At 55.4% G+C, this 20,323-nt stretch carries 17 protein-coding genes and 1 tRNA gene; 8 read left to right on the top strand and 10 right to left on the bottom strand.

The genetic code is table 11. From position 1 onward, the window contains the following. Positions 1 to 112 precede the first annotated feature (112 nt). The 5 genes from H3V08_RS03700 to H3V08_RS03680 all read left to right on the top strand — a co-directional run bounded on the left by H3V08_RS03700 (position 113) and on the right by H3V08_RS03680 (position 6,041). Positions 113 to 1,429 carry an ABC transporter substrate-binding protein gene (locus H3V08_RS03700; protein WP_198181633.1) on the top strand — a complete coding sequence of 439 codons (1,317 nt, stop codon included), beginning with the start codon at positions 113 to 115 and terminating at the stop codon, positions 1,427 to 1,429. Positions 1,430 to 1,589: 160 nt separating this feature from the next. Next, complete coding sequence (locus H3V08_RS03695) at positions 1,590 to 2,558, top strand: carbohydrate ABC transporter permease (protein WP_045921369.1); 969 nt, start codon at positions 1,590 to 1,592, stop codon at positions 2,556 to 2,558. A gap of 3 nt (positions 2,559 to 2,561) precedes the next feature. Then, a complete protein-coding gene (locus tag H3V08_RS03690) occupies positions 2,562 to 3,419 on the top strand; it encodes a carbohydrate ABC transporter permease (protein WP_198181632.1) in 858 nt (285 codons plus the stop codon). Position 3,420: 1 nt separating this feature from the next. Further along, positions 3,421 to 5,841: an alpha-xylosidase gene (gene yicI / locus H3V08_RS03685; RefSeq protein WP_198181631.1), complete on the top strand. Its 2,421-nt coding sequence runs from the start codon at positions 3,421 to 3,423 to the stop codon at positions 5,839 to 5,841. Between the two features lie 123 nt (positions 5,842 to 5,964). Then, a tRNA-Arg gene (locus H3V08_RS03680) sits at positions 5,965 to 6,041 on the top strand. A gap of 148 nt (positions 6,042 to 6,189) precedes the next feature. Here H3V08_RS03680 and H3V08_RS03675 read toward each other — a convergent pair. Next, positions 6,190 to 6,732, bottom strand: a complete 543-nt coding sequence (locus H3V08_RS03675) for a hypothetical protein (RefSeq protein WP_198181630.1) — start codon at positions 6,730 to 6,732, stop codon at positions 6,190 to 6,192. A gap of 751 nt (positions 6,733 to 7,483) precedes the next feature. Beyond that, entirely contained in the window at positions 7,484 to 7,756 is a 273-nt protein-coding gene (locus tag H3V08_RS03670) for a helix-turn-helix domain-containing protein (protein WP_198181629.1), read from the bottom strand. A gap of 1,647 nt (positions 7,757 to 9,403) precedes the next feature. On the opposite strand from H3V08_RS03670, the gene H3V08_RS03665 reads away from it, so the two are divergent. Together H3V08_RS03665 and H3V08_RS03660 are read left to right on the top strand one after the other, a co-directional pair. Next, the gene (locus H3V08_RS03665; protein WP_198181628.1) at positions 9,404 to 9,793 is read left to right on the top strand and encodes a BRO-N domain-containing protein; all 390 of its coding nucleotides are present in this window, start codon (positions 9,404 to 9,406) and stop codon (positions 9,791 to 9,793) included. A gap of 30 nt (positions 9,794 to 9,823) precedes the next feature. Then, entirely contained in the window at positions 9,824 to 10,141 is a 318-nt protein-coding gene (locus tag H3V08_RS03660) for a phage antirepressor KilAC domain-containing protein (RefSeq protein WP_198181627.1), read from the top strand. Positions 10,142 to 10,754: 613 nt separating this feature from the next. On the opposite strand, the gene H3V08_RS03655 is transcribed toward H3V08_RS03660, so the two are convergent. From H3V08_RS03655 to H3V08_RS03625, 7 genes are all read right to left on the bottom strand, one after another. Then, positions 10,755 to 10,997: a helix-turn-helix domain-containing protein gene (locus H3V08_RS03655; protein ID WP_198181626.1), complete on the bottom strand. Its 243-nt coding sequence runs from the start codon at positions 10,995 to 10,997 to the stop codon at positions 10,755 to 10,757. Positions 10,998 to 11,705: 708 nt separating this feature from the next. Beyond that, a complete protein-coding gene (locus tag H3V08_RS03650; protein WP_198181625.1) occupies positions 11,706 to 11,942 on the bottom strand; it encodes a helix-turn-helix domain-containing protein in 237 nt (78 codons plus the stop codon). A 366-nt stretch (positions 11,943 to 12,308) separates the two neighbouring features. Beyond that, positions 12,309 to 12,542 (bottom strand): helix-turn-helix domain-containing protein, encoded by a 234-nt coding sequence (locus tag H3V08_RS03645; protein ID WP_269748703.1) that lies wholly within the window; start codon positions 12,540 to 12,542, stop codon positions 12,309 to 12,311. A gap of 1,360 nt (positions 12,543 to 13,902) precedes the next feature. Next, on the bottom strand, positions 13,903 to 14,478 hold the full coding sequence (locus H3V08_RS03640) for a cysteine hydrolase (protein ID WP_198181623.1): 576 nt from the start codon (positions 14,476 to 14,478) through the stop codon (positions 13,903 to 13,905). Between the two features lie 54 nt (positions 14,479 to 14,532). Continuing rightward, positions 14,533 to 16,026, bottom strand: coding sequence for a purine-cytosine permease family protein (locus H3V08_RS03635; protein WP_198181622.1), 1,494 nt, complete (start codon positions 16,024 to 16,026; stop codon positions 14,533 to 14,535). A 38-nt stretch (positions 16,027 to 16,064) separates the two neighbouring features. Further along, complete coding sequence (locus tag H3V08_RS03630; RefSeq protein ID WP_198181621.1) at positions 16,065 to 17,036, bottom strand: PfkB family carbohydrate kinase; 972 nt, start codon at positions 17,034 to 17,036, stop codon at positions 16,065 to 16,067. A gap of 2 nt (positions 17,037 to 17,038) precedes the next feature. Next, on the bottom strand, positions 17,039 to 18,079 hold the full coding sequence (locus H3V08_RS03625; protein WP_198181620.1) for an ADP-ribosylglycohydrolase family protein: 1,041 nt from the start codon (positions 18,077 to 18,079) through the stop codon (positions 17,039 to 17,041). Positions 18,080 to 18,493: 414 nt separating this feature from the next. Here H3V08_RS03625 and H3V08_RS03620 point away from each other — a divergent pair, with 414 nt between their 5' ends. Beyond that, complete coding sequence (locus tag H3V08_RS03620; protein WP_198181619.1) at positions 18,494 to 19,090, top strand: hypothetical protein; 597 nt, start codon at positions 18,494 to 18,496, stop codon at positions 19,088 to 19,090. A 249-nt stretch (positions 19,091 to 19,339) separates the two neighbouring features. Here H3V08_RS03620 and H3V08_RS03615 read toward each other — a convergent pair whose 3' ends face one another. Then, a complete protein-coding gene (locus H3V08_RS03615; RefSeq protein ID WP_198181618.1) occupies positions 19,340 to 20,314 on the bottom strand; it encodes a helix-turn-helix domain-containing protein in 975 nt (324 codons plus the stop codon). Between the last annotated feature and the right edge of the window lie 9 nt (positions 20,315 to 20,323).

The following is a 20,323-nucleotide window of genomic DNA, read 5'->3' as shown; positions in this document are numbered from 1 at the left end:
TTATCGAAAATTATCGAAATAGTCGGTCGATAATAGTGCAATGAATAAATTAAGTACTGGTTGTTCATGGCGAACGACCATCAAGCAAAGAGGCTGAAAGGAGAGGACTCCTATGAAGGTGTCTAAAAAAATCATGGCGGCGGCAACGGCTGTGGCAAGTCTCGTGGGACTTGCGACACTGTCTGGCTGCGGCGGCAGTGACAGCGCCCAGGAGGAGCACCCGGACTCCATCAAGATCTGGTACTACGAGGAGGACAACGGCTCCCAGGGCAAGGCCTGGAAGCAGGCCATAGCCGACTACGAGAAGAAGACCGGCGTGAAGGTCAACTTCGAAAAGAAGACCTTCGAACAGATCCGGCAGAATGCCAGCCAGATTCTGAACTCCGATGACGCCCCCGATGTCATGGAGTACAACAAGGGCAACGCCACGGCAGGTCTGCTGTCGAGCCAGGGGCTTCTGGCCAACCTCGATGATTACGTCAAGAAGTACAACTGGGACAAGAAGATCACCGGTTCCCTGGCCGTGCCGGGGAAGTATGACGAAAAGGGCGTCATGGGGTCCGGCGACTGGTACGGCATCACCACCTACGGCGAAGAGGTGATGATGTACTACAACACGGAGATGTTCGACAAGTACGGCATCGCCATCCCCGAGACCATGGCCGAGCTGGAATCGGCCATGCAGCAGTTCAAGGAGAATGGTGTAACACCCCTGTCCGAAGGTGTGGCCGAATATCCCCTTCAGCATCTTTGGTGGCAGCTGGTCCTGCAGAAGGCGGATTCCAAGCTGATTGACGCCTACCAGCGCTATGATGGCAAGGTCGACTGGGAAGGGCCTGCCATGACCTACGCCACCGAGACCATCAAGGACTGGGTCGACAAGGGGTACATCAGCAAGGACTCCACCGGTCTCAAGGCCGAGGATGCCGGGCAGAACTTCATGAAGGGCACCTATCCCATGTTCTTCTCCGGATCCTGGTGGTTCGGACGCTTCCAGAGTGATGTCCCCGACCTCAAATGGCAGGTCGGTCTCTTCCCGGAGTCCAAGAAGATCCCCGGTGGATCCGGTAACATCTGGGTCATTCCCGAGCGTTCCAAGAAGAAGGACGCCGCCGCGGAGTTCATCAACATGACCCTGACCAAGGAAAATCAGAACCTGATGGGCAATGCCGGCGGTCTGCCCATTGCCGCCGACCCCGACAAGATCACCGATCCCAAGAGCAAGGAGTTGATAGCCGGGTTCAATGAGGTCATCAAGGATGATCGGCTGGGCTACTATCCCGATTGGCCCACGTCCACCCTGTACGACGAGCTGAACGCGGGCCTGCAGGAACTGGTCAACGGGACCAAGGCCCCCAAGGACGTGCTCAAGGAATTCCAGGGCAAGTACGACAAGGGTGTTGAAACGTCAGGTGTGAAGCAGCAGTAGTCGCTGGGCGGTTCAGACCAGCTGAACCGCCAACAAGAGTCTGGTTTATTCGCCGGACCATCCCGCAGCATTCGGCCGGAGGGCCTGCCTCCGCAAGGGAGCGGGTCCTCGGCCTTGCGGGCCAGTATCCGAGCAGCAATCGTGCAAGAGGAAGTGAGAAATGCGATCTCGAAAGAAAGGCGCGAAGTCGGCCCCCTCCAGGACCGACGAAGAGCGCGGGATGTCCCGGATACCGGGCAATCCGTCAAGCCGTTTCTGGTGGTACCTGATACCGGGCCTAGCGGTCCTGCTCTGGATCATCATCATTCCGGCCCTGTGGAACATCTATCTGAGCTTCACCAACTACCGCGGCATACGGCCGCCTCGCTGGATCGGACTCGACAACTGGTCCAGGCTGATGAGGGATGCCACCTTCTGGGCCTCATTCCGAAATTCAATCTGGATGATTGTGGCCATGGTGGTCATTCCCATCCTGGTCGGCCTGGTTCTGGCCTCCCTGGTATTCGACGTGGTGCAGAAGCGCTTTGGGGCAAAGACCGCCTCGACCATGCGGGCCGTGTATTATTTCCCCCAGCTCCTGCCCATCTCCGTGGCGGCCCTGGTCATGGGGTGGATATTCCGGCCGGAGAACGGGGCGTTGAACGCGATTCTTGAGGGGGTGGGCCTGGGTCGCTTCCAGCACAATTGGCTGGGGTCTCCTGATACGGCGCTGATATTCCTCATGGTCATCATGATCTGGATCCAGCTGGGCTACCCGCTCGTTATCTTCATGTCGGGTCTGCAGAGGGTCGATCCGGAACTCTATGAGGCGGCCAGCCTGGATGGGGCCAACTGGTGGCAGAGATTCAAGGTCATCACGCTGCCGGCCATCAAGCCCGAGATTTTCGTGGTCGCGCTCACCTGCACCATCGCGGCCCTGAAGGTCTTCGCCCCTGTATACATGCTGACCAAGGGTGGTCCTGGCGACAGCACCATCGTGCCTTCCTACTACTCCTACACCCAGTTCTTCCAATCCCAGCAGGTGGGGTACGGAGCGGCCATAGCCACGGCCCTGACGGTGGTCATCATCGTCATATCGATAGTCTTCACCAACCTTCAGCAGCGGGTTGAGAAAGAGGATGAGGAGTAAGCCATGAGTGCACATATCACCGTTCCCAAGGCAAGGAAGAACCGGACGGTAGGGGACTGGGTCATCCTGGCCCTGCTGATCGTCGGTGGACTGATCATGCTCTTCCCCTTCTTCATACTCCTTCTCAACGCCTTCAAGACCGCGGCGGATTACAACGCCTCGGGTCCGCTCTCATGGCCCAGTGAATTCAGTCTGGCCGGACTGGAGAAGTTCTGGACCAGGGTCAGGTTCCCCCAGAAGGTCTGGAACAGCATCTGGATCAGCGGTCTGGTGTCGGTTCTGGCGGTCGTCCTTTCAGTGCTGAACTCCTTTGCGCTCGGAATCGGCCGGGTCAAGGGGCGGCGTTGGATCGTCCTCCTGATTATGCTGGCCAACATGATGCCCCAGGAGGCCCTGCTCTACCCGCTCTACATGATGTTCAAGAGCATGGGGCTGTACAACTCCCAATGGGCCATAGTCATCATCTTCACCGTCATCCAGAGTGCCTTCGGTACCTATCTGCTCTCCTCGGTCTATGGGACCTTCCCCAAGGCCATCCTGGAGGCTGCGACCATAGATGGGGCCAGCAGGTGGAAGATACTCAAGGACATCGTCTTCCCCATATCCACGCCAACACTGAGCGTCATGCTGGTCTTCTTCTTCATCTGGACATGGAACGAGTACATGATTCCCATGGCCTTCCTGATTGACAACTCCAAGCAGACCGTCCCCATCGCCATCGCCTCGCTGACCGGAGACAGGCTCATGGATGTGACCACCACGGCGGCGGCCTCCCTGATCAGCATCGTACCCACGCTGATCTTCTACCTCATATTCCAGCGCACCCTCTCCAGGGGTATTACGACAGGAGCAGTGAAATAAGATGAAATTCACCAATGGATACTGGCTGGCCAGGCCAGGGGTCGAAGCTCTGTATGCCCGTTCGCCATACGAACTATCGGTGGGCGATGACGGCAAGAGCATAGATGTGCTTGCCGCCACGAGGGTGATTCATGACAGGGCTGATACGCTCAATCTTCCTACCTTCCGGATTCACGCATCGTCACCCGCCGAGGGGGTCATACGTGTCCAGGCCTCGCACTGGAAGGGGAGCCGGATTTGCCCGGGTTTCCCTGTCAATGAGCAGGAGGCGGATGCGGGGAGCATAACCGCCAGCGCGCAGGGCCCCGGGGACGGGGAAATCGGTCAGGACGGGGCCACCGTCTGCCTGACCAGCGGCGACCTGAGCCTGACCATGACCAAGGGTGACTCCTTCGACATGACCTTCAGCTGCGGCGAGAAGGAACTGACCCACGCCAGGGGCAAGTCCCTGGCCAGGTTCCTCCTTACCCCGGATGCTGCGGTGTCCACCCAGCCGGTGGGGGAGTTCGGTGTCTCGCCCACGGCCCAGGCCTACGACGAGTCACCGGTCTTCACCTCCATCCAGCTCGGACTGGAGGTGGGGGAGCGGGTCTACGGCTTCGGAGAACGCTTCGGCCCGTATGTGAAGAACGGCCAGACCATCGACATCTGGAATGAGGATGGCGGTACTGCGAGCGAGCAGGGTTACAAGGACATCCCGTTCTACATGACGAGCAACGGGTATGGGGTCCTGGTCAACAACAGGGGGCATGTCTCCTTCGAGGTGGCCTCCGAAAACACGGAGACCGTCCAGTTCAGCGTCCCCGGTGAGGCCATTGACTTCTACCTGATTTCGGGGCCAGACCCCAAGCGGATCCTGGAACGGTACACCGCCCTGGTCGGCAGGCCCGCCGAGGTTCCGGCCTGGTCATACGGACTGTGGCTGACCACCTCGTTCACCACCAAGTATGACGAGCAGACGGTCACCTCCATGATCGACGGCATGGCCGAAAGGGACATACCGCTCAGCGTCTTCCACTATGACTGCTACTGGATGCGTGAGTTCCACTGGACGGACTTCCAATGGGACAAGCGTTTTTTCCCCGACATCGAAGGGACTCTGAGCCGCCTCCACAAAGACAAGGGTTTGCACGTCTGCGCCTGGATCAACCCCTACATCGGGCAGGAGAGCATCCTGTTCGATGAGGGAGCGGACAAGGGCTACCTGGTACGCAAACCGGACGGTGACATCTGGCAGACGGACCTCTGGCAGGCCGGCATGGGACTGGTGGACTTCACCAACCCCGCCGCCCGTGACTGGTACAAGGGGAAGGTCAAGACCCTCCTCGCCCAGGGGGTCGACGCCATCAAGACCGATTTCGGCGAACGTATCCCCTCGGATGTGGTCTGGTTCAATGGATCGGACCCGGCCTCCATGCACAACTGGTACACCCAGCTCTACAACCATACCGTCTTCGAGGCCATCGAAGAGGTGAAGGGCAAGGGGCAGGCCTGCCTGTACGCCAGGTCGGCGACCGTCGGCGGGCAGCAGCAGCCGGTCCACTGGGGTGGCGACTGCGAGTCGACCTTCAACGGCATGGCCCAGACACTGCGGGCCGGACTGTCCCTGGTCAGCTCGGGCTTCGGATTCTGGAGTCACGATATCGGTGGCTTCGAAGGCGCCCATCCCGATCCGGCGGTCTACAAGCGCTGGATCGCCTTCGGCCTCCTGTCATCCCACTCCCGCCTGCACGGTTCCACCGTCTACCGGGTGCCCTGGCTCTTTGACCAGGAGGATGAGCGGCGCGGTGTAGTCAATCCACCTGAGCAGACCGCCGTCAGTGTGCTGAGGAAATTCACCAGGCTGAAAATCTCACTGATGCCGTATCTCTACCAGCTCGGACTTGAGGCACATGAGGATGGGCAGCCCGTCATGCGGTCCATGTTCATGGAATTCCCCGAAGACAGGACAGCTCTGGACTGCGACAGACAGTACATGCTGGGTTCCTCCCTCCTGATGGCCCCTGTTTTCTCCTACTCCGGAGATGTGGAGTACTACCTGCCCAAGGGCGTGTGGACCAACTGGTTCACCGGTGAGCAGGAGGATTGCCGAGAGGCAGGTCACTGGATGAGCGGACGAGAAGGCTTCGATACCGTACCGCTCTGGGTCCGTGACGGAACCGTACTGGTTACCAGGCAGGGGCAAGCCAGCACTGAATATGCCTACGGAACGGATGCCACGGTCTCAGCTTTCCTGGCTCAGGATGGTAAGGCCGAGGCGCGCGTTCGTGACGAGGCAGGCGATGATGTGGTCTTCACCGCTGAACGTAACGGTGATCAAGTGACCATCGTCTCCTCCGATGGCCGCGACTTCACCGGATGCCTGGGCAGGGGAGAGGGCGTGCGCTCCCAGAACGGACAAGTGGTGCTGACTGTTGCATGACAGCCGACCGGGTGTCGCCGCAGTTCGACAGCCGAACTGCGGCGACACACCAGGCTGGACGGCAGTGCCAAATGCGGTAATATATATGAGTTGTCAAAAGCAAGAAGTTGTTCGAGATGACATGCGCCAGTAGCCCAATGGATTAGAGCAGCTGACTACGGATCAGCAGGTTGCAGGTTCGAATCCTGTCTGGCGCACCACACGGAAGTCCTACGGCCACAACGGCTGCAGGGCTTCTCCTTTACCTCGCCGGTTCTTCCGGAAGTCGATTTTGGGTGACATTTGTGTGACAAAAGTCCCCGTAAAAAACCCCGCCGAAGCGGGGCCGGTCATCTGGGTATCAATTGGTTATTTGCGTTCGAGGATAAGCGTGAGCCCGGAATCGCCGTTATATGACCAGGTCGCCTCTAGATTGTCCCAGGAATCCGACCGCATCCCGGAAAACCCGTTTGTCTGCCCGATCTTCGTTTTGGTTGCCTCCGGCATGCCGGACGATTCGGCGACGCACTTGTATGTCTCGTAGTTGTTAAGAGGGGTGTTGGGCGATATCAGCGTCAGTGTGGCGGTGCCGTCCGTCAGTGTGAGTTCATCTTTGTTGAAGGCATCGCCCTTATTCGTCAACCCAACGCATCGGTTGAACGTGCGCTCCAGGACACTGCGCTTCCGTTCTCTAAGTTGTTTTTCCCTTTCCGCCTTGGCCTCGGCTGCGGCCACTTGGGCTTTGTGCGTTTGGACTGCCCGCACTGCAAAGCCAGCGCCGCATACCGTGAACGCGACGACAAGCACGGCGATAAGCCAGATAGGCACCTTCCTGTGTTTGCCTGGCTGCCTGTGTGAAGCCGCGGCTTCTGTCTGCCTTCGCATGGTTCGTCTCATGTCCTCTATGACCATCAGTGAGGCACTTTGTATGTGCGTTCCGCATACAAACCTTAAGATTACCTGATTTCGGGTGTAGCGAACAAGGACGCGCTCTGGCCGTGAACGCTAACGGCAGCCGGCTGTCCGGCGAGTCGGTCTCAGCACGGTCGTTGCAACGGTCCAGGCGGATAGTTCGAGGGGTCGAATACCAGTGATTCCAACGGATGTAACGTTTCCGCATATCGGGAGTGTCGTGTATGGTTGTTGGAACAAATCAACTAATCCGCCTCGCAGACGGACAGATTAAGGAGCTCCTCTCGGTGAACAACCGCAGTCTCTTGAAATGCGACCAGCCCCCTCTGGCACCGCTATACCCAAATTGACACAATTCGTGTCTCACAGTATCTTTAACTTAGTCGAACATGTGTTCGAACAGGGAACGAAGAAGCAACATGGCGTCTTATCGAAACGACCCCTCGATGAAGATGGAAACGCCTGACTAGGACAAGAAAAAGGGAAGCCACCCACCTGCAAGTGATCGGCTCCCCTTCAACAAAGACACCCTAAGGAGGTGCTTGCTATGTAGTCTACACGGATTCTGTAATCGGTGCGTCGGATTAGGCGCAGAACGCAAGAGACACGTAGACAAGGAATTGAATTGTATGCAGCCGTAGGCGCCCACGTAGTGATGAAACTGTGTTGCACGGAGCGTGCGCTACTTAACGGCAATACATCATTAACGGCGATGAAAGAACTGCATGATGGGCAATCCGCGAGGATGCCGTTATCTTTGCCCATCATTCTTAGGAAGACCGCGCGCCATATCCAGCAGGGCAAACCCATTGGGCAGGCCGAAGTACTTGGCAAGGGCATCAACATCATCTACAGACCATGATTGAAGCCCTGAGCAGCGCGTTTGCACATAGGACTGCGATCTGCCCAGCATTCTGCCTAGATCGGTTTGCGTCACTCCTTTTGCTTTGGCTAGCTGATTGATATACTCTGCGGTTACTTTGGAGACGCTGCTGGTCCCGGGGAACTTCTGTTTTCTAGACATAACGCCATAGTACCGCATATACGGTTTTCGACAAGTCTTATACCCTATAGTGAATCACTCCAATAAAACGAATGTGCGTTTGATAAACGTATTGAAACTTCAGCTATTTGTCTTAACAGAAACGAAGATACGGCAAAAGTGAGTATCATAAACATAGCGAACCTGCAATCTCTATGACTATCAAGATATAGTCAAAACGAGCAGACGTTTTCAATAAACAGTTTGTGGAAGCTATGGGGAAATCACGTGACGCTTTCTGCTGGCGTATTAATAACCGCATTGCATGGCTCCAGAGTTCGGCCTCTCTAACGGAGGGACTCTACTCGATCTGGTTCGGTAGGAGCAGTGTCATGCCGACAGTGGGTTGTCGGGGTGATTTGGATTGGCTGAAGCTAGGTGAAGGACTGCGCGAACTTTCCGCTTTGCTTCACCTATGTGACGGCGAGGTCGGTTCTGACGTTTCCTGTGCCGACAACCGGTTTTGTCGGATATTTGTGCGACAGAAGTTTTCTCTAAAAACCGCAGACATGGCCCTGTGTGCGGACTAGTGGTCTACTGGTTGAGGAGCTGATAGTGTAGTCTGCTTCCTCATTGGTGATCTGCTTGAACTTGTTGATCGGACGCGAGTAGACTCCCAGCTGCTCATGCATATCATGCTGGAATATGTCTCCACTATAGATGTTGCCGGCATGCATTTTAGGGCGCGTTGGCAGCTGCTTGGGCGGTCTTCTGTTGGGTGGTGTACGCCGTTAATGAAGCTCATGTGGTTACGAGAATGTGTGATGCGTTCGCCTCGGATATCGTTAAACCCCTAAAAGGTCTTACTCTGTGGCACGGTCGGTAAGAAAGGACTTAGGGCGCTTACCGATGAGGCAAGTCAACCCGCCGGCTCGGGCAATGGGTAAGAGTGGAATCAATATTGATTAATGAGTTGATTCGGTGTGATGTCCCAGGCATCGCAAATGCGTTCAATGTCAGATAATGCCCATTCCTTTTCGTCGTTGACCCTAGCTTGCACATACGAGTAGCTTCTGTTTATCTGCAACCCGAGGGCTCGTCCGGACATCCTGCGTATGCCCATACCGGCCCTTATGGACTTGCTTATTTGCAGTCCAAAGTCGCTCATTCCTATCCTTTGCTTTCCCATGGTTTTCCATGATATCTGATTGGTGACGAGTTTTGCACTCATGTGAGGGTTAAAAAATAAACTCCTATCCTATGACTCGCATTTGGTGATAATAAGAGTCATGCTGAGGTTATGAGCATCAGAGCCTTTAGCCGGTTGGTAAGTGTAGAGATTCGTGCGGCTTTGGCGGTTCAAGAGTGTGTGGTTGCCGTCACCTTCGAATTACAGGGCACATCACGATATTTATTGTCTAACCGTTTGTCTGATAACTCGGTCAAACTCAATCGGTCGGCAAACTTGCAAGGCACCCCAAACTTCTTTGCGTCGTTGCAGTCACCTATTGCTGCTAAACAAGATGGCATGAGTAGCAGAATCCTATTAGTTCTGCCTGCTCGCGCCACCCAATTTAAGTTATAAACCGCAGATGCAACTTTGGCGAGTGACAAAAAGTAGATAAGAACTCAACGTCAAATAACATTATACTGTCTTGTAATTTCAAAGGTCAACAGGTTAGAGTGCTCATGCTTAGGACTGGTGAGGCCTGGTGGAATCTCAAGGACGTGTGTGGCGCTCTTGGTCTATTCAAACCGAGTCAAATGGTGCAATACCTGAATGCTGATGAGGTAACCAAGTTCAACATTAACGCCAGGTTAGGGTCGAACTGCAGCGAGCCGGTCAATATGGTCAACGAGTCCGGGTTGTACAAGATTCTGCTCAGGTCAGACAAGCTGCAATCTAGAGAGTTCCGGCGTTGGGTGGCGCATGAGATATTGACGCTTTATCGGCGCGAAAGCGCTTTCGAAGCACCTGAAGTGATTGAAGGTATTCTGCTATCTCCGGACTATCTGAGTCTTTTGGGCAAGACGTTGAAAGAGGAGCAAGAAGTCAGGCAAAGGCAGATCGGAAGATAGCCGCTCAGCGGCCGAAAGTGTTATTCGCTGATGCTGCGCGGACATCCTTTAGCAAAGATGCTCAAGGGGAATGGTGTGGATATTGGAGCTATACGTCTTTTTGCGTGGATGCGAGATAAGGGGTATCTGATGAAAACTGGCGGCGCGAGGAACATGCCTACTCAGAAGGCCATGAATCTCGGACTGTTCACCGTGAAGGAGACAACGGTGGTTCATTCCGACGGGCGTATCACGGTCAAAAAGACTCCCAAAGTCACGGGTCGCGGTCAGGAGTACTTTGTCAGCTGCTTCCTGAAAGACTCAAAGCAAAGTCTGGCTGTTGGGGTAATCGCAGTTAGCCGGTATTAATTGTCCTTCCTGGTGAGAGTGTTTCCGCGTTTAGTCGCCAGGGCAATCGAGATTTATGCTCGACAACAGTAACGCGCAATATGCGCTCGCGAAAATGGTCGTAGCGCCTAAAAGCCTACGCGAGAGTAGGCCGGTTAATCTCTGTCAGTTCTAACCGCTATTTGACTTGTCTGTGATATAGGTGAGGCCTGCAACGGTGAGCTGGATCAGCAATTGGACATGGGATGGTCTGTTTCGACCGGGATGGTTGAGCTCCGTCTTTCTTTATCCGTTATTGAATCGAGTTTTAGAACTGAGAAAACGGCAGATATGGGTATAGGTAAGACCACGGGTCAGTGTTGACAGGGGTACTGATCTAGACGACAAGCAGCTTTGAGTTTATTTCTTTACCTCGGTGCAAAGTTCCTGCTCAGGGTTTTCTCGAACTGCAGTGAATTGCGTGATAAGTTGGCCCTTTAACAAAATAGGGAGGGCGTATCAACTCCTCCGGTGTCGGCTTCCGGCAGGATAGTGCTACTGGCTTGCTGTCGCTGAATCCCGCATCCTTCGTGCAAGTGCTAGCTGAGAGAAACTGTGTGTTGGCGATACTTCCTGCGAAGTTCGGATATTCCGGCTAGTTCTGAACGTTGGTACGCTCTAAGATGCGTTGTGCGTCCTCCATGATTTGAGAAGGAGTGAGGTCCATGGCTTGCCCTAGCGATGCAACCTGGGTTACTTTTATCTCTCCCTTAGCTCCAAACACGCGATAGATGGTTTGTATGTTCATTCCTGTTTTCTTTGCTAGCTCGTCATATGTAAGACCGCTGACTACTCTAGCGGCATGAAGAGCCTTAGCTGTTGCTTGGTTAAAGTTCATGACGTATACATTACTGCCGAAGTTGAAGGGCAGATATGAACTGCTGATAGTTAGCAATTAGATGCTATTGGAAGGAAGAGCTCCAAGACGTTGACAGTTTGATGGCCCGACCAGGTGCCCATTCATTTGTATTGCATTTGGAGTTGCAAGAGGCGGCGCAGTGAAAACAGAGTCCGCGGTATTGAGAGTGCCGCTGGGAGAAGGGTGCGTGCTTCCACGACTTTGAAGCTACCCGGCAGAGAGCTGGATCTCCTGGTTATGAGGGCAGTATGAGCATTGCTTGCAAATTGAAGCAGGGTAGTTAACACCGGATGGGTAGGAGGCTAAATGTCCGTGAAACTGAGGGCGCTATTGTTATGGATGATGAGTGCCTTAGCTTCTCACCAAGGGCGTCACGCGGGACTACATGCTATTTGATGGTTATAAGCTATCAGTTGAGGCCTGAACTGAGCAGCATCTTGCTAGTAGCAGATGGATGAGATTTAATTCCCTGGACGGCGTAGGACTCAGATTGACAGTGAGTCTCTCTTTCATCCACAATCACGTAGTAGTGTTTGGAAGATTGAGAAAACAATGACTATAAAACTCTCAATTACATATCTGGATATGATCGCACTTATGGAAGTGTATGTAGTGCAACCGCCTGCTTTGAAAGAAACCAAGATACCAGTGAATATAAACGTGGAGGCCCCTGCCTGCGGGATATCCTTAGTAACACAGTGCAGCAGCCATGAAAGAAAGAGCATTCGGATAGCCAAATAGCGGGGCAATGGCCTCCACGTCATCCAGTCGCCAGGTGTCTGTACCTGACAAGTGTTTCGCAATATAAGACTGTGCATGATTTGAAGCAATAGCCATATCAATTTGAGTGACGCCTTTGGCTATCATGGTGTCTCTCATGTATGCGGTGAGTCGATCGTTGGATTGACGCTTACCGTTCCCCATGACTTTGAGTATACCTCCATGAGGAGTAGCGTAAAAAGTATGGCTTGGATTGAACTTGAAGTAACGTCTGCTCTATCTCTGTGGTGATTCAGGAAAGTGATTTGTTTAAAACGAGCAGATTAACTACCTCAAAAAGCTAGAGCGACCTGGTGATATGGCGTGCTCTGAGACAGTTTGCAGAGGTGACTACATGGATTAGCGTATTGCCGGACAGCGCGCTGATCTCGGTAGCTGAGACTGCATCTTCTTCGTTCGGGCGGTCGGGGTTTTAACTTCCGCAAATGGTTCCGGGTTTTAAACGTCCTAGTGCTGGCGGTAGAAGATAAGCTAGCTCAAGTTAACGAGGCGCGACTTCAGTCTGGGGGATTACTGTTGCGCTTCCATTATCTTCTCCGCGTCTTCTATGATGCGGGCCATAGGGACCTGCATGGCTTGTGCGATTTTGGAGAGAGGCTCAATTTTGATGTCTCGTTTTGCGCCAAACATGCGGTAGATAGTCTGGATGTTCACACCTGACTTTTCAGCTAGTTGACTGTAAGACATGTTCTCCGAGATTCTGTGTACCTGTAGTGCTTTGGACACGGCTTGATTATAGTTCATGATGCACGTTTGCTTTCTGTACGAATTGGGGCTGGATTTCCGTTATTCCGACGGGCACCTCTGGCTTTATCGAGTAGGGCAAAGGAGCTGGGGAGAAGCCGAAGTACTTGTCCAACGTATCGATGTCACCCAAGGGCCAGGATTGTAGTCACGAACAACGGGTCTGCACACAGGAAATCTCTCGAGTACTCTCTCCCTCTGTCGGTTTTGTTTGTCCTCCCCCCCCCCCCCCCCTGATTTGCCAGATGGTTTATGTGATTGGCAACGAACTTGTTCCAGGGGAATCTCTGCTTTCTGGGCACATGATAGATTGTCGCATATATCGTCTCTATCGTGGTAACTGCTCTGTTGGACACCTTTAGCGAAAAGAGTATGCGTCTGAAACTCGTCTCTCGACGGATACAGTGTAGACGAACAGGGTCTGCTGTTCAGTTTGCTTTGTCGGAATCTGACCGTATGCGAGCTTCATCTATAACATGGAAGCCGTTTGTGTAACCGAAGAGGAGCGCAAGTTCATTCAGATCGTGAGTGTCCCATGCGTCAAGACCTCTCATGCGTAGAGACACGTAGGTCTGAGATTTGCTGATTTGCCCCGCTATATAAGCGTTCGACATCCGCCTTCTTGTGGCTAAGCTCTTGACAGATGCGGATATCAATTGTGAGAACGGCTCCATTTCAGGCAGTTCACTGTTCCTGACCATACGCTAATAGTAGTGCAATAGAGCTGAGTGTCAGTTCTATTTAAGTTGCCTTCTGTGGAGGACAGTGGGTTATAGTCCAAAATTAATCCACATCAGTAGCAAACAACCAAATTCAGTTGCTGCTGAAGAGCTCTGATTAGCTAAACTGAGGGGCTGCAGTTTGGAGCCTTGGAGAGACATAATATAACAGAGGGGATTCAAGGAAAAAGCTAGATATTAGAAAACTGTTGAAGGACAGGATGCCCAAGTTCTTTGAGTTTCCCGTTGAACAGTCGTTGCCTGATTTATTCGATAAAGCAATGGCTGTCTGATAATCGGTCGCAGGGGTGAGGTGGATTAGGTTGATTTGCTATCCAGACGGTACTAGCTCTTTGGGTCTCGTCATATGTTGTGAGAAATCACAGTCTAAAGGCGAGGAACAGAGTTGCAGATAGGTGGAAGTGCCAAAGGCGCTTGGCTCATAAGTTGTCGGACGGTCTTGTAGCTGAGCAGTTTGCCTAAAACAGTTATCTCCAAGTTATGCGGCAAGTCAAGAGGAAGCGAGTATCTGGCTGGCTCGCATGAGACGAATGGCGACAGTGCAGTAAGGTTGTGTGGTTGGGCCTTCCCATCTTACGAGGGGGAGGCCCAACCTGCAGACGTATGAAGGAACGCGTGAGTCAGTCTGCTTGGCGCTCCCTCAGCAGCGAGTCGGTATCTGTGATGGTGATTAACGGTGTGAACAGAGCCATCGTATCGATTGCCAGCTTGTGATTCTCCAACGTAGATCCGGCGCAGGCATCGGCTGCCAACCGAACGGCAACGCCTTGGTCTGCAGCCGCCAAGGCTGTCTGCAACACACAGGCATCGGTGGCAACACCACAAAGGGCTATCCTCTGGGATTCATCGACAGCCGCCTGCAATTCAGGCCCCCACTTGCCGTATGTGCTGAGCGAGACGATTGGATGCCCCTTGGCGAGTTCAGCGGTCTCTGGTGTGAGGTCGTACATGGGATCATCGGGGGCTACCAGAAATTCCGACCAGTCCTTCATGTATTCCACCCAGGCACCTTTTGGCGGTTGCGGCGCAATGTATCTGGTGTAGGCAACGCGGTTGCCGTATGCCTTGGCGAGGCGGGTGTAGTTCTTGCCGGTCTGATAGTAGGTGCCGTCGGAGCAGGCCCAACGGGACCACTCATTGTGGGCGAATACCTCCTGGCGGTCAATGACCACCAGCCATTCGTCGTCATTGATCATGGCTGTTTCCTTTCACGCAGAGGGTGCGGAACACATCCCTCTGTGTTTTCAGCTTCAGTCGGTGGTTTTAGTGGATTCGGCCGGCTCCCGGATGCTCTCCTGCCGGCGGACGCCGCCCTTCTGGAAGAGGAGAGTCCCCAGGAATCCGATAGCCAGGGCCACGATGACACCCAGGTTTGCTGCCGCCCAGGTCCCGTCCTTGCCTCCGATGGGGCCCAGGAGGTACCCCTGCCAGTTGAGCCAGCTGGCCGCAGAATTCACCACCAGCCCCCATCCGAGGAAGGTGGCGATGGCAAGGATGGCAAAAGCGGTGATGTTCCAGGAACCGTATCGTCCTTCGGGCCGGTAGAGATCGGTGGTGTCATAGTCCTTTCGGCGAAGCAGAACATCGGCCACGAACATGCCTGCCCAGGCGGCCATGGGTACGCCGAGCGTAATCAGGAACCCTTGGAAGGGGCCGATGAACGTGGAGGAGAAGAAGGTCACGTAGACTACGCCGATCACGGTGAGTATGGCGGTGATGGCTGCCGCAAGTGTCCGGGGGAGCCGGATGCCGAAGGAGAGCAGGGCCAGACCGTTGGAGTAGTTGTCCATGATGGCCCCTGACATCAGCCCCAGCACCGAGACGATGGTGAACGGGATCAGATACCAGGTGGGCAATACACTGGCCATGGCGCCGATGGGATCGTTGCCTACGTTTTCGGACAGGGCCCCGTTGGAGATGGCGAGGAGCAGGCCGTAGACGATGAGGAAGATGTTGGCGATGGATGCGCTGAAGGTTGTCCAGACGACGATTCCGGTGTTGGAGGCGCTATGCGGCAGGTACCGGGAGTAGTCTGCCGCGATGTTGACCCACCCCAGGCCGAAGCCTGTCATGACGAAGAAGCAGCAGCCCAGCATGGCGGGCAGTGAGCCGGATTGGGCGGAGGAGATTGCCGAGAAGTCGATATTGCCCCAGCCGATGATGAAGAAGCCGGCAATCACGATGGCGGTGACGATGGTGATGACCTGCTGAAGACGCATGATCAGGTCATATCCGTAGATGCCCGCAACCACAACCAGCCCGGTGATTACCAAGGTTGAGATGATTTTGGGGCCTGCCCCTGAACCCCAGTCCAGCTTTTCGACGGTCGAAGACGATGCCAGTACAGCCGTGGTCGTCAGGGATATCTCCCAGCCCAGTGTCGCTATCCATGACATGGCGGCCGGCACCTTGGCGCCCTTCACGCCGAAAATGGCCCGGGTGAGGACCATGGTCGGAGCGTTGCCGCGCTTGCCTGCAATGGAGATGATGCCAACAAGCAGGAAGGAGATGACGACACCTGCGATGGTGGTCAATGTGGCCTGCCAGAAGGAGATGCCGAATCCCAGCGCCCAGGCTCCATAGGACATGGCCAGCACCGAGATGTTGGCGGAGAACCAGGGCCAGAAGAGGCTTGAGGGCTTGCCCTTGCGCTCGGACTCGGCGATGGTGTCGATGCCTTGGGCCTCAACGCTTAGGGCTGAGGCTTTGCCGGTCCCTTCTCTTGGTGCATTGCGCTCATTCATGTTGCTTCCTTATTCGTGTGGTGCTCGTTGCCGGATTGTCAGGCGGATGTCATGTTGGTATTGGCGAAGTCCTGGATTTCCTGTGGTGTGGGGCAGGTGGCCGGGCCGGTTTTCGTCACGGACAAGGCCGCGGCTGCATTGGCGTAGGAGATTGCGTCGGACAGGGGCACCCCCTTGCTCAGTAGCGCACAGAGAACTCCAGTATGGCAGTCGCCTGCCCCATTGGTGTCCACCGGAATGACAGGGAAGCCGGGTATGTGTCGGACCTGGTCGTCCTGACAGAGCCAGGCACCATGGGGACCGACGTGCACAATCAGAGTCGATCCAAGGGCTTGGGACAGGCGCAGGTAGGCCTCTGGGTCGCCGTCTTCCCCTCCGTCTGTATCGTCAGGCCATTCCATACCGATTTTCCGTGCGATGATTGGCGCTTCTCGAAGGTTGCAGGACCAGATGGGGGAGTAGTCCACCAGGGCTCGCACCACTGCCTTGTCTTCGGCCTGCCCGAACACGGGTGAGGCATCGAAAATCGTTGTGAAACGCCTTGGGCCTGGGTGGGATTGAAGAAATCGGAGCAGCGCCTGGGCAGTACGGTGCACCAAGGTGTACCCGCTGAGATACACCACGTCCGCGGGCTCGGGGTCTACCTGGTCGAAGGCTTCGGGGTCGCCCTCCGCTTCGGCACCGCGCACGGAGATGAAGGTGCGTTCTGCCTGATTGTCTGTGAGAACGATGGAGAAACCGTTGTCGCAGTCAAGGCAGGTTGCGCCAATATGCTTGATGTCCTCGTCTTCCAAGGTCTTACGGATGAGTGCGGCATTGGGTCCGGTTCCCAGAAGTCCGGCGAAGCAGGCCTGCTGTCCCATCTGCCGTACAGCGTGGAGGAGGTTGTATCCACCCCCCACCAGCTGGGAGGAACTGGAGGCGAAGATGTCTTCGCCTGCGACTGGAACGTTTGGCACTCGCAGGGTGGTATCCACCACGATCTGACCCAAGGATATGACATTGCCCATGGTTACTGTGCCCGCCTGTCCTGGCGATTCCGCAGGTTCACCAGCCGCTTGGCAATGGGTGCCAGGTCGAGCTTGGACACGGATGCCACCTGGTCAAGGAGGTCTTTGGGGAAACCGCCGACACCGTTGCAGGCCCCGAGCATGGCACCGGTCATGGCGGCAATGGTATCCGTATCACCGCCCAGGTTGGCTGCGCTAAGAAGTGCTTCCGTGGGCTTTTCCGCGAACCTCCATGCCAGCGCGAAGGCCGCCGGCACGGACTCGTTGGCTTCCACGGAGCTGCCGCACTCCGCGCGTAGCCGGTCCTCGAACTCCTCGTTGCTGATCGACATGCTGGCCTGGGCAAGGTCCATGGAGATTCGTGTACGGGTCAGCACGTTGGCCTTGGGGCTCCATGCTGCCGGAACCTGCATGCCGGACACTGAGGTGAGCGCCGACTGGAGCGCCTGATGAGTATCCGCTCCATCTATCCCGTAGCTTACGGCTGCAGCGACCAGGGCCGCTCCCTGGAAGCCGGGGAGGGTGTCGTGGGTGACCTGACAGGACTCGTATACGTGCCGGGCGAAACGGTCCGTGTTGCCCTTGATTGGCGTGGCGATGCCTACGGGTGTTACACGCATGGCGGCACCGTTGGTGCAGCCGGTTTTGCCGGTGCTCGCAATGTCAGCTCCGGCCCGTACCTCCTCCAAGGCAAGCTTGGTGGATGGGCCCAGTAGGTCGTGGGATCCACGGGCTCGCATGCTGTCCTCCCAGCGCAGCAGGCTCTGAGCAAAGGTCTGGGGGTCGATATGGCCTTCGCCCTGGATGAGCAGGTCAGCCACGATGAAGGCCTGATCGGTGTCGTCCGTAACTGACCCGGCTGGCATGTCAGGAGCGATGGGTTGCTCGTGCACCGCATCGCGCAGGGTCGAGATGCGCCCGTAGGTCGTTTTGATGTCCTGGTCGCTCATGCTCTGGGTGGGCATACCCAGGGCGTCGCCAAACGAAAGGCCGGACAGCGCCCCCAGCGCCCGGTCCATGGTCTGACTGTCACATGTTGTCATGGTTGAGCCTTACCCTGCGATTGGAGTCTGTGACCATTGTCGGTTGGTCTGGTCTTCCGTGTCATATCTTCAGTATCGCAAGAGTTGTGTACCTGTCCAGCCCGGGTCTGGCTCAGTGAGGTTTCCGGGAACTGAGCTGAGGAGGGGCTCTAAAGTGTCTTCCGCATGATTGCGATTCGACCAGTCTCTGAACTCACTGCCTCGCTTGGTCTTGCTAGTAGGAGTACAAGGTGCTTCACGGATCCGTGAGACTTTTGTCTTTATGCCAAGTTGTCGTGAAACAGGCGATAATGATATTGAATTGGTGAAGTAATGAGAGACGCCTACATGTTGTTCGCAGCTGTTTGGCACTGGCACGCTGTATTTCGGTCCAGGCTTGTGGGGCGAAGAGGGGACCTGGCAAAGGAGTACGAAGTGACCATACCCGGTACGGTTTTGGAGTCTCATCGATATCCGCAACATGCTCTGCTTCGGGACATCGTCTTGCCCGGTGGAGCGACGCTGTCGCGACTGGAGTGGGAAGACAACTGTTGCGGTCTGGCATGTATCCAGACGATTCTGGATGACGAAGGACTTCCTGTACCGACTCTTGATGCCTTGTTGGTTGAGGGGATTGAGAGCGGAGCCTATGATGCTGCGAAAGGGTGGATACTGCGGGGTCTTCTTGAATTGGGACGTTCCTATGGCTTGGATGGTGAGGTTTTCCCGGAAGCATCGATTGGTTTTTTGGAGAGTCTACCTGCAGTCCAAATCACTCCGATTGTTTCCGTGTCCTGCAACTTCCCAATAACCCCAAGTGCAAAAGGCGGACACTTGGTCGTATTCCGTGGCACTCAAGTATCGAACGCAAAAGGTGAAGTCTGCTATTGCGATGATCCCTCGACCCAGGGAGCCATCGTCGATGAAGTGGAGCGGACCAGATTTTGGTCGAGTTTCTCAGGCCGTGCGCTCATTTTGAAAAGCGCGAGAACCTGGCAGGGGCTGAGCTCGGTTATCGCGGATAAGCACTAATAAGCACAGCTGTTATGCGCAGAAGAAGAGATCATGGAGACCGGCATGATCGGGTGAAGGCGGGCAAAGATGCGCGCTATCTGGGAGCGAGCACCACGTACGCCTGGCAGTTCGAGAAAGCCCAGTTCGTTGCGGCAGGCCACGGATGGCCCCCTTGTTTCCATGCAGAGCAACATGAACCTGCTCTACAGGGAGGAGGAACGTGAGATGATTCCCCTCTGCCAAGCGGATGCAGCGCTTGCAGCGAGCTCAATTGCTGCGATTGTTCAACTCGCGCCAAACGATCGGGGCAACTCCGGTTTCCCGGGTGAAAGCCGCGCTGAATGAGCTGGGGCGCTCGTATCCGACCTGCCGTCCAATCCAGGCAACGTCCTCCTCGGTGGACGAGAGGAGATGGCGGGCCCGGTTCATTCTTCGCTCTCTGATGTACCTGGCCAGACTTGTGCCGGTCTGACTCCTGAAGGCGAGACATAAACGTGTTCGTCCTACATACAGGGACCGGGCTATCTGTTCGAGGGAGAGGTCGCCGCCCAGGTGGGTTTGGATGTGGGTTTTGACCTGTTGGACCAGGTCCTGGTCGCGTGACGATTCGTGGCCATGCGCCAAGGCGGAGGAAGTTTGGGCCAGCCTTGCCAGGAGGAGGTCGATGTGTGCTTTTATGAGGAACTCCGTCTGGTCCGGTCTTCCGGGGGCGAATGTCGACAGGGCGGTTGAAGCTGCCAGGGCAATATCGGACGGCCAGGGTTGGACGAAGGTGTCGAAGAGTCCCTTGACCTGGCCGGGCCACTGGCTTTCCAGCTCCATGAAATACTCGGGCAGGATGCAGATACTCCGGGTCAGCGAGCGTGAGCCCGCCGGTATGCGGTAGGTGACTGATCCCGCCTGTTGGACCAGAGAAACCATATTGCCTTCCTGCATCGTAAACGGTTGCACTCCATAAGGGCAGGCATTGGATGCCAGGCTCTCGTCCATGGTCAGGCAGGCGTAATCGGTCATGGAGTACTCGCTGAAGTTCACCTCGCGCAGGAAGGTGATGTCATGCCATATGACCAGGCAATATGGACCCGCCGGATTGGCTTGGAACCTACCTCGGCAAATGTCGTTATCGACCCGCCCCACCAGTCTTGCCGATAGGCGATGGAGTTTCATGCCGAGTTGCTCCGCCTGGGGGCGGTACAGGGTCTGTAGCTCGCGGGACTCGGAGCGTATTGCGTGGTCTGTCATTGCTCACCT

It is taken from the genome of Bifidobacterium sp. M0307 (genome assembly GCF_016100445.1).
Taxonomy (GTDB): domain Bacteria; phylum Actinomycetota; class Actinomycetes; order Actinomycetales; family Bifidobacteriaceae; genus Bombiscardovia; species Bombiscardovia coryneformis.
Note: the sequence above shows the minus strand (reverse complement) of the source record. Positions and strands in the feature narration are given on the sequence as shown.

What these genes read in the sequence shown, in the direction of transcription:
- H3V08_RS03660 (WP_198181627.1), top strand. Translation starts at nt 9,824, where the DNA reads ATGCTGCGCGGACATCCTTTAGCAAAGATGCTCAAGGGGAATGGTGTG.
- yicI (WP_198181631.1), top strand. Translation starts at nt 3,421, where the DNA reads ATGAAATTCACCAATGGATACTGGCTGGCCAGGCCAGGGGTCGAAGCT.
- H3V08_RS03690 (WP_198181632.1), top strand. Translation starts at nt 2,562, where the DNA reads ATGAGTGCACATATCACCGTTCCCAAGGCAAGGAAGAACCGGACGGTA.
- H3V08_RS03640 (WP_198181623.1), bottom strand. Translation starts at nt 14,478, where the DNA reads ATGATCAATGACGACGAATGGCTGGTGGTCATTGACCGCCAGGAGGTA.
- H3V08_RS03670 (WP_198181629.1), bottom strand. Translation starts at nt 7,756, where the DNA reads ATGTCTAGAAAACAGAAGTTCCCCGGGACCAGCAGCGTCTCCAAAGTA.
- H3V08_RS03700 (WP_198181633.1), top strand. Translation starts at nt 113, where the DNA reads ATGAAGGTGTCTAAAAAAATCATGGCGGCGGCAACGGCTGTGGCAAGT.
- H3V08_RS03625 (WP_198181620.1), bottom strand. Translation starts at nt 18,079, where the DNA reads ATGACAACATGTGACAGTCAGACCATGGACCGGGCGCTGGGGGCGCTG.
- H3V08_RS03615 (WP_198181618.1), bottom strand. Translation starts at nt 20,314, where the DNA reads ATGACAGACCACGCAATACGCTCCGAGTCCCGCGAGCTACAGACCCTG.
- H3V08_RS03665 (WP_198181628.1), top strand. Translation starts at nt 9,404, where the DNA reads ATGCTTAGGACTGGTGAGGCCTGGTGGAATCTCAAGGACGTGTGTGGC.
- H3V08_RS03650 (WP_198181625.1), bottom strand. Translation starts at nt 11,942, where the DNA reads ATGGGGAACGGTAAGCGTCAATCCAACGATCGACTCACCGCATACATG.
- H3V08_RS03675 (WP_198181630.1), bottom strand. Translation starts at nt 6,732, where the DNA reads ATGGTCATAGAGGACATGAGACGAACCATGCGAAGGCAGACAGAAGCC.
- H3V08_RS03630 (WP_198181621.1), bottom strand. Translation starts at nt 17,036, where the DNA reads ATGGGCAATGTCATATCCTTGGGTCAGATCGTGGTGGATACCACCCTG.
- H3V08_RS03645 (WP_269748703.1), bottom strand. Translation starts at nt 12,542, where the DNA reads ATGAACTATAATCAAGCCGTGTCCAAAGCACTACAGGTACACAGAATC.
- H3V08_RS03635 (WP_198181622.1), bottom strand. Translation starts at nt 16,026, where the DNA reads ATGAATGAGCGCAATGCACCAAGAGAAGGGACCGGCAAAGCCTCAGCC.
- H3V08_RS03655 (WP_198181626.1), bottom strand. Translation starts at nt 10,997, where the DNA reads ATGAACTTTAACCAAGCAACAGCTAAGGCTCTTCATGCCGCTAGAGTA.
- H3V08_RS03695 (WP_045921369.1), top strand. Translation starts at nt 1,590, where the DNA reads ATGCGATCTCGAAAGAAAGGCGCGAAGTCGGCCCCCTCCAGGACCGAC.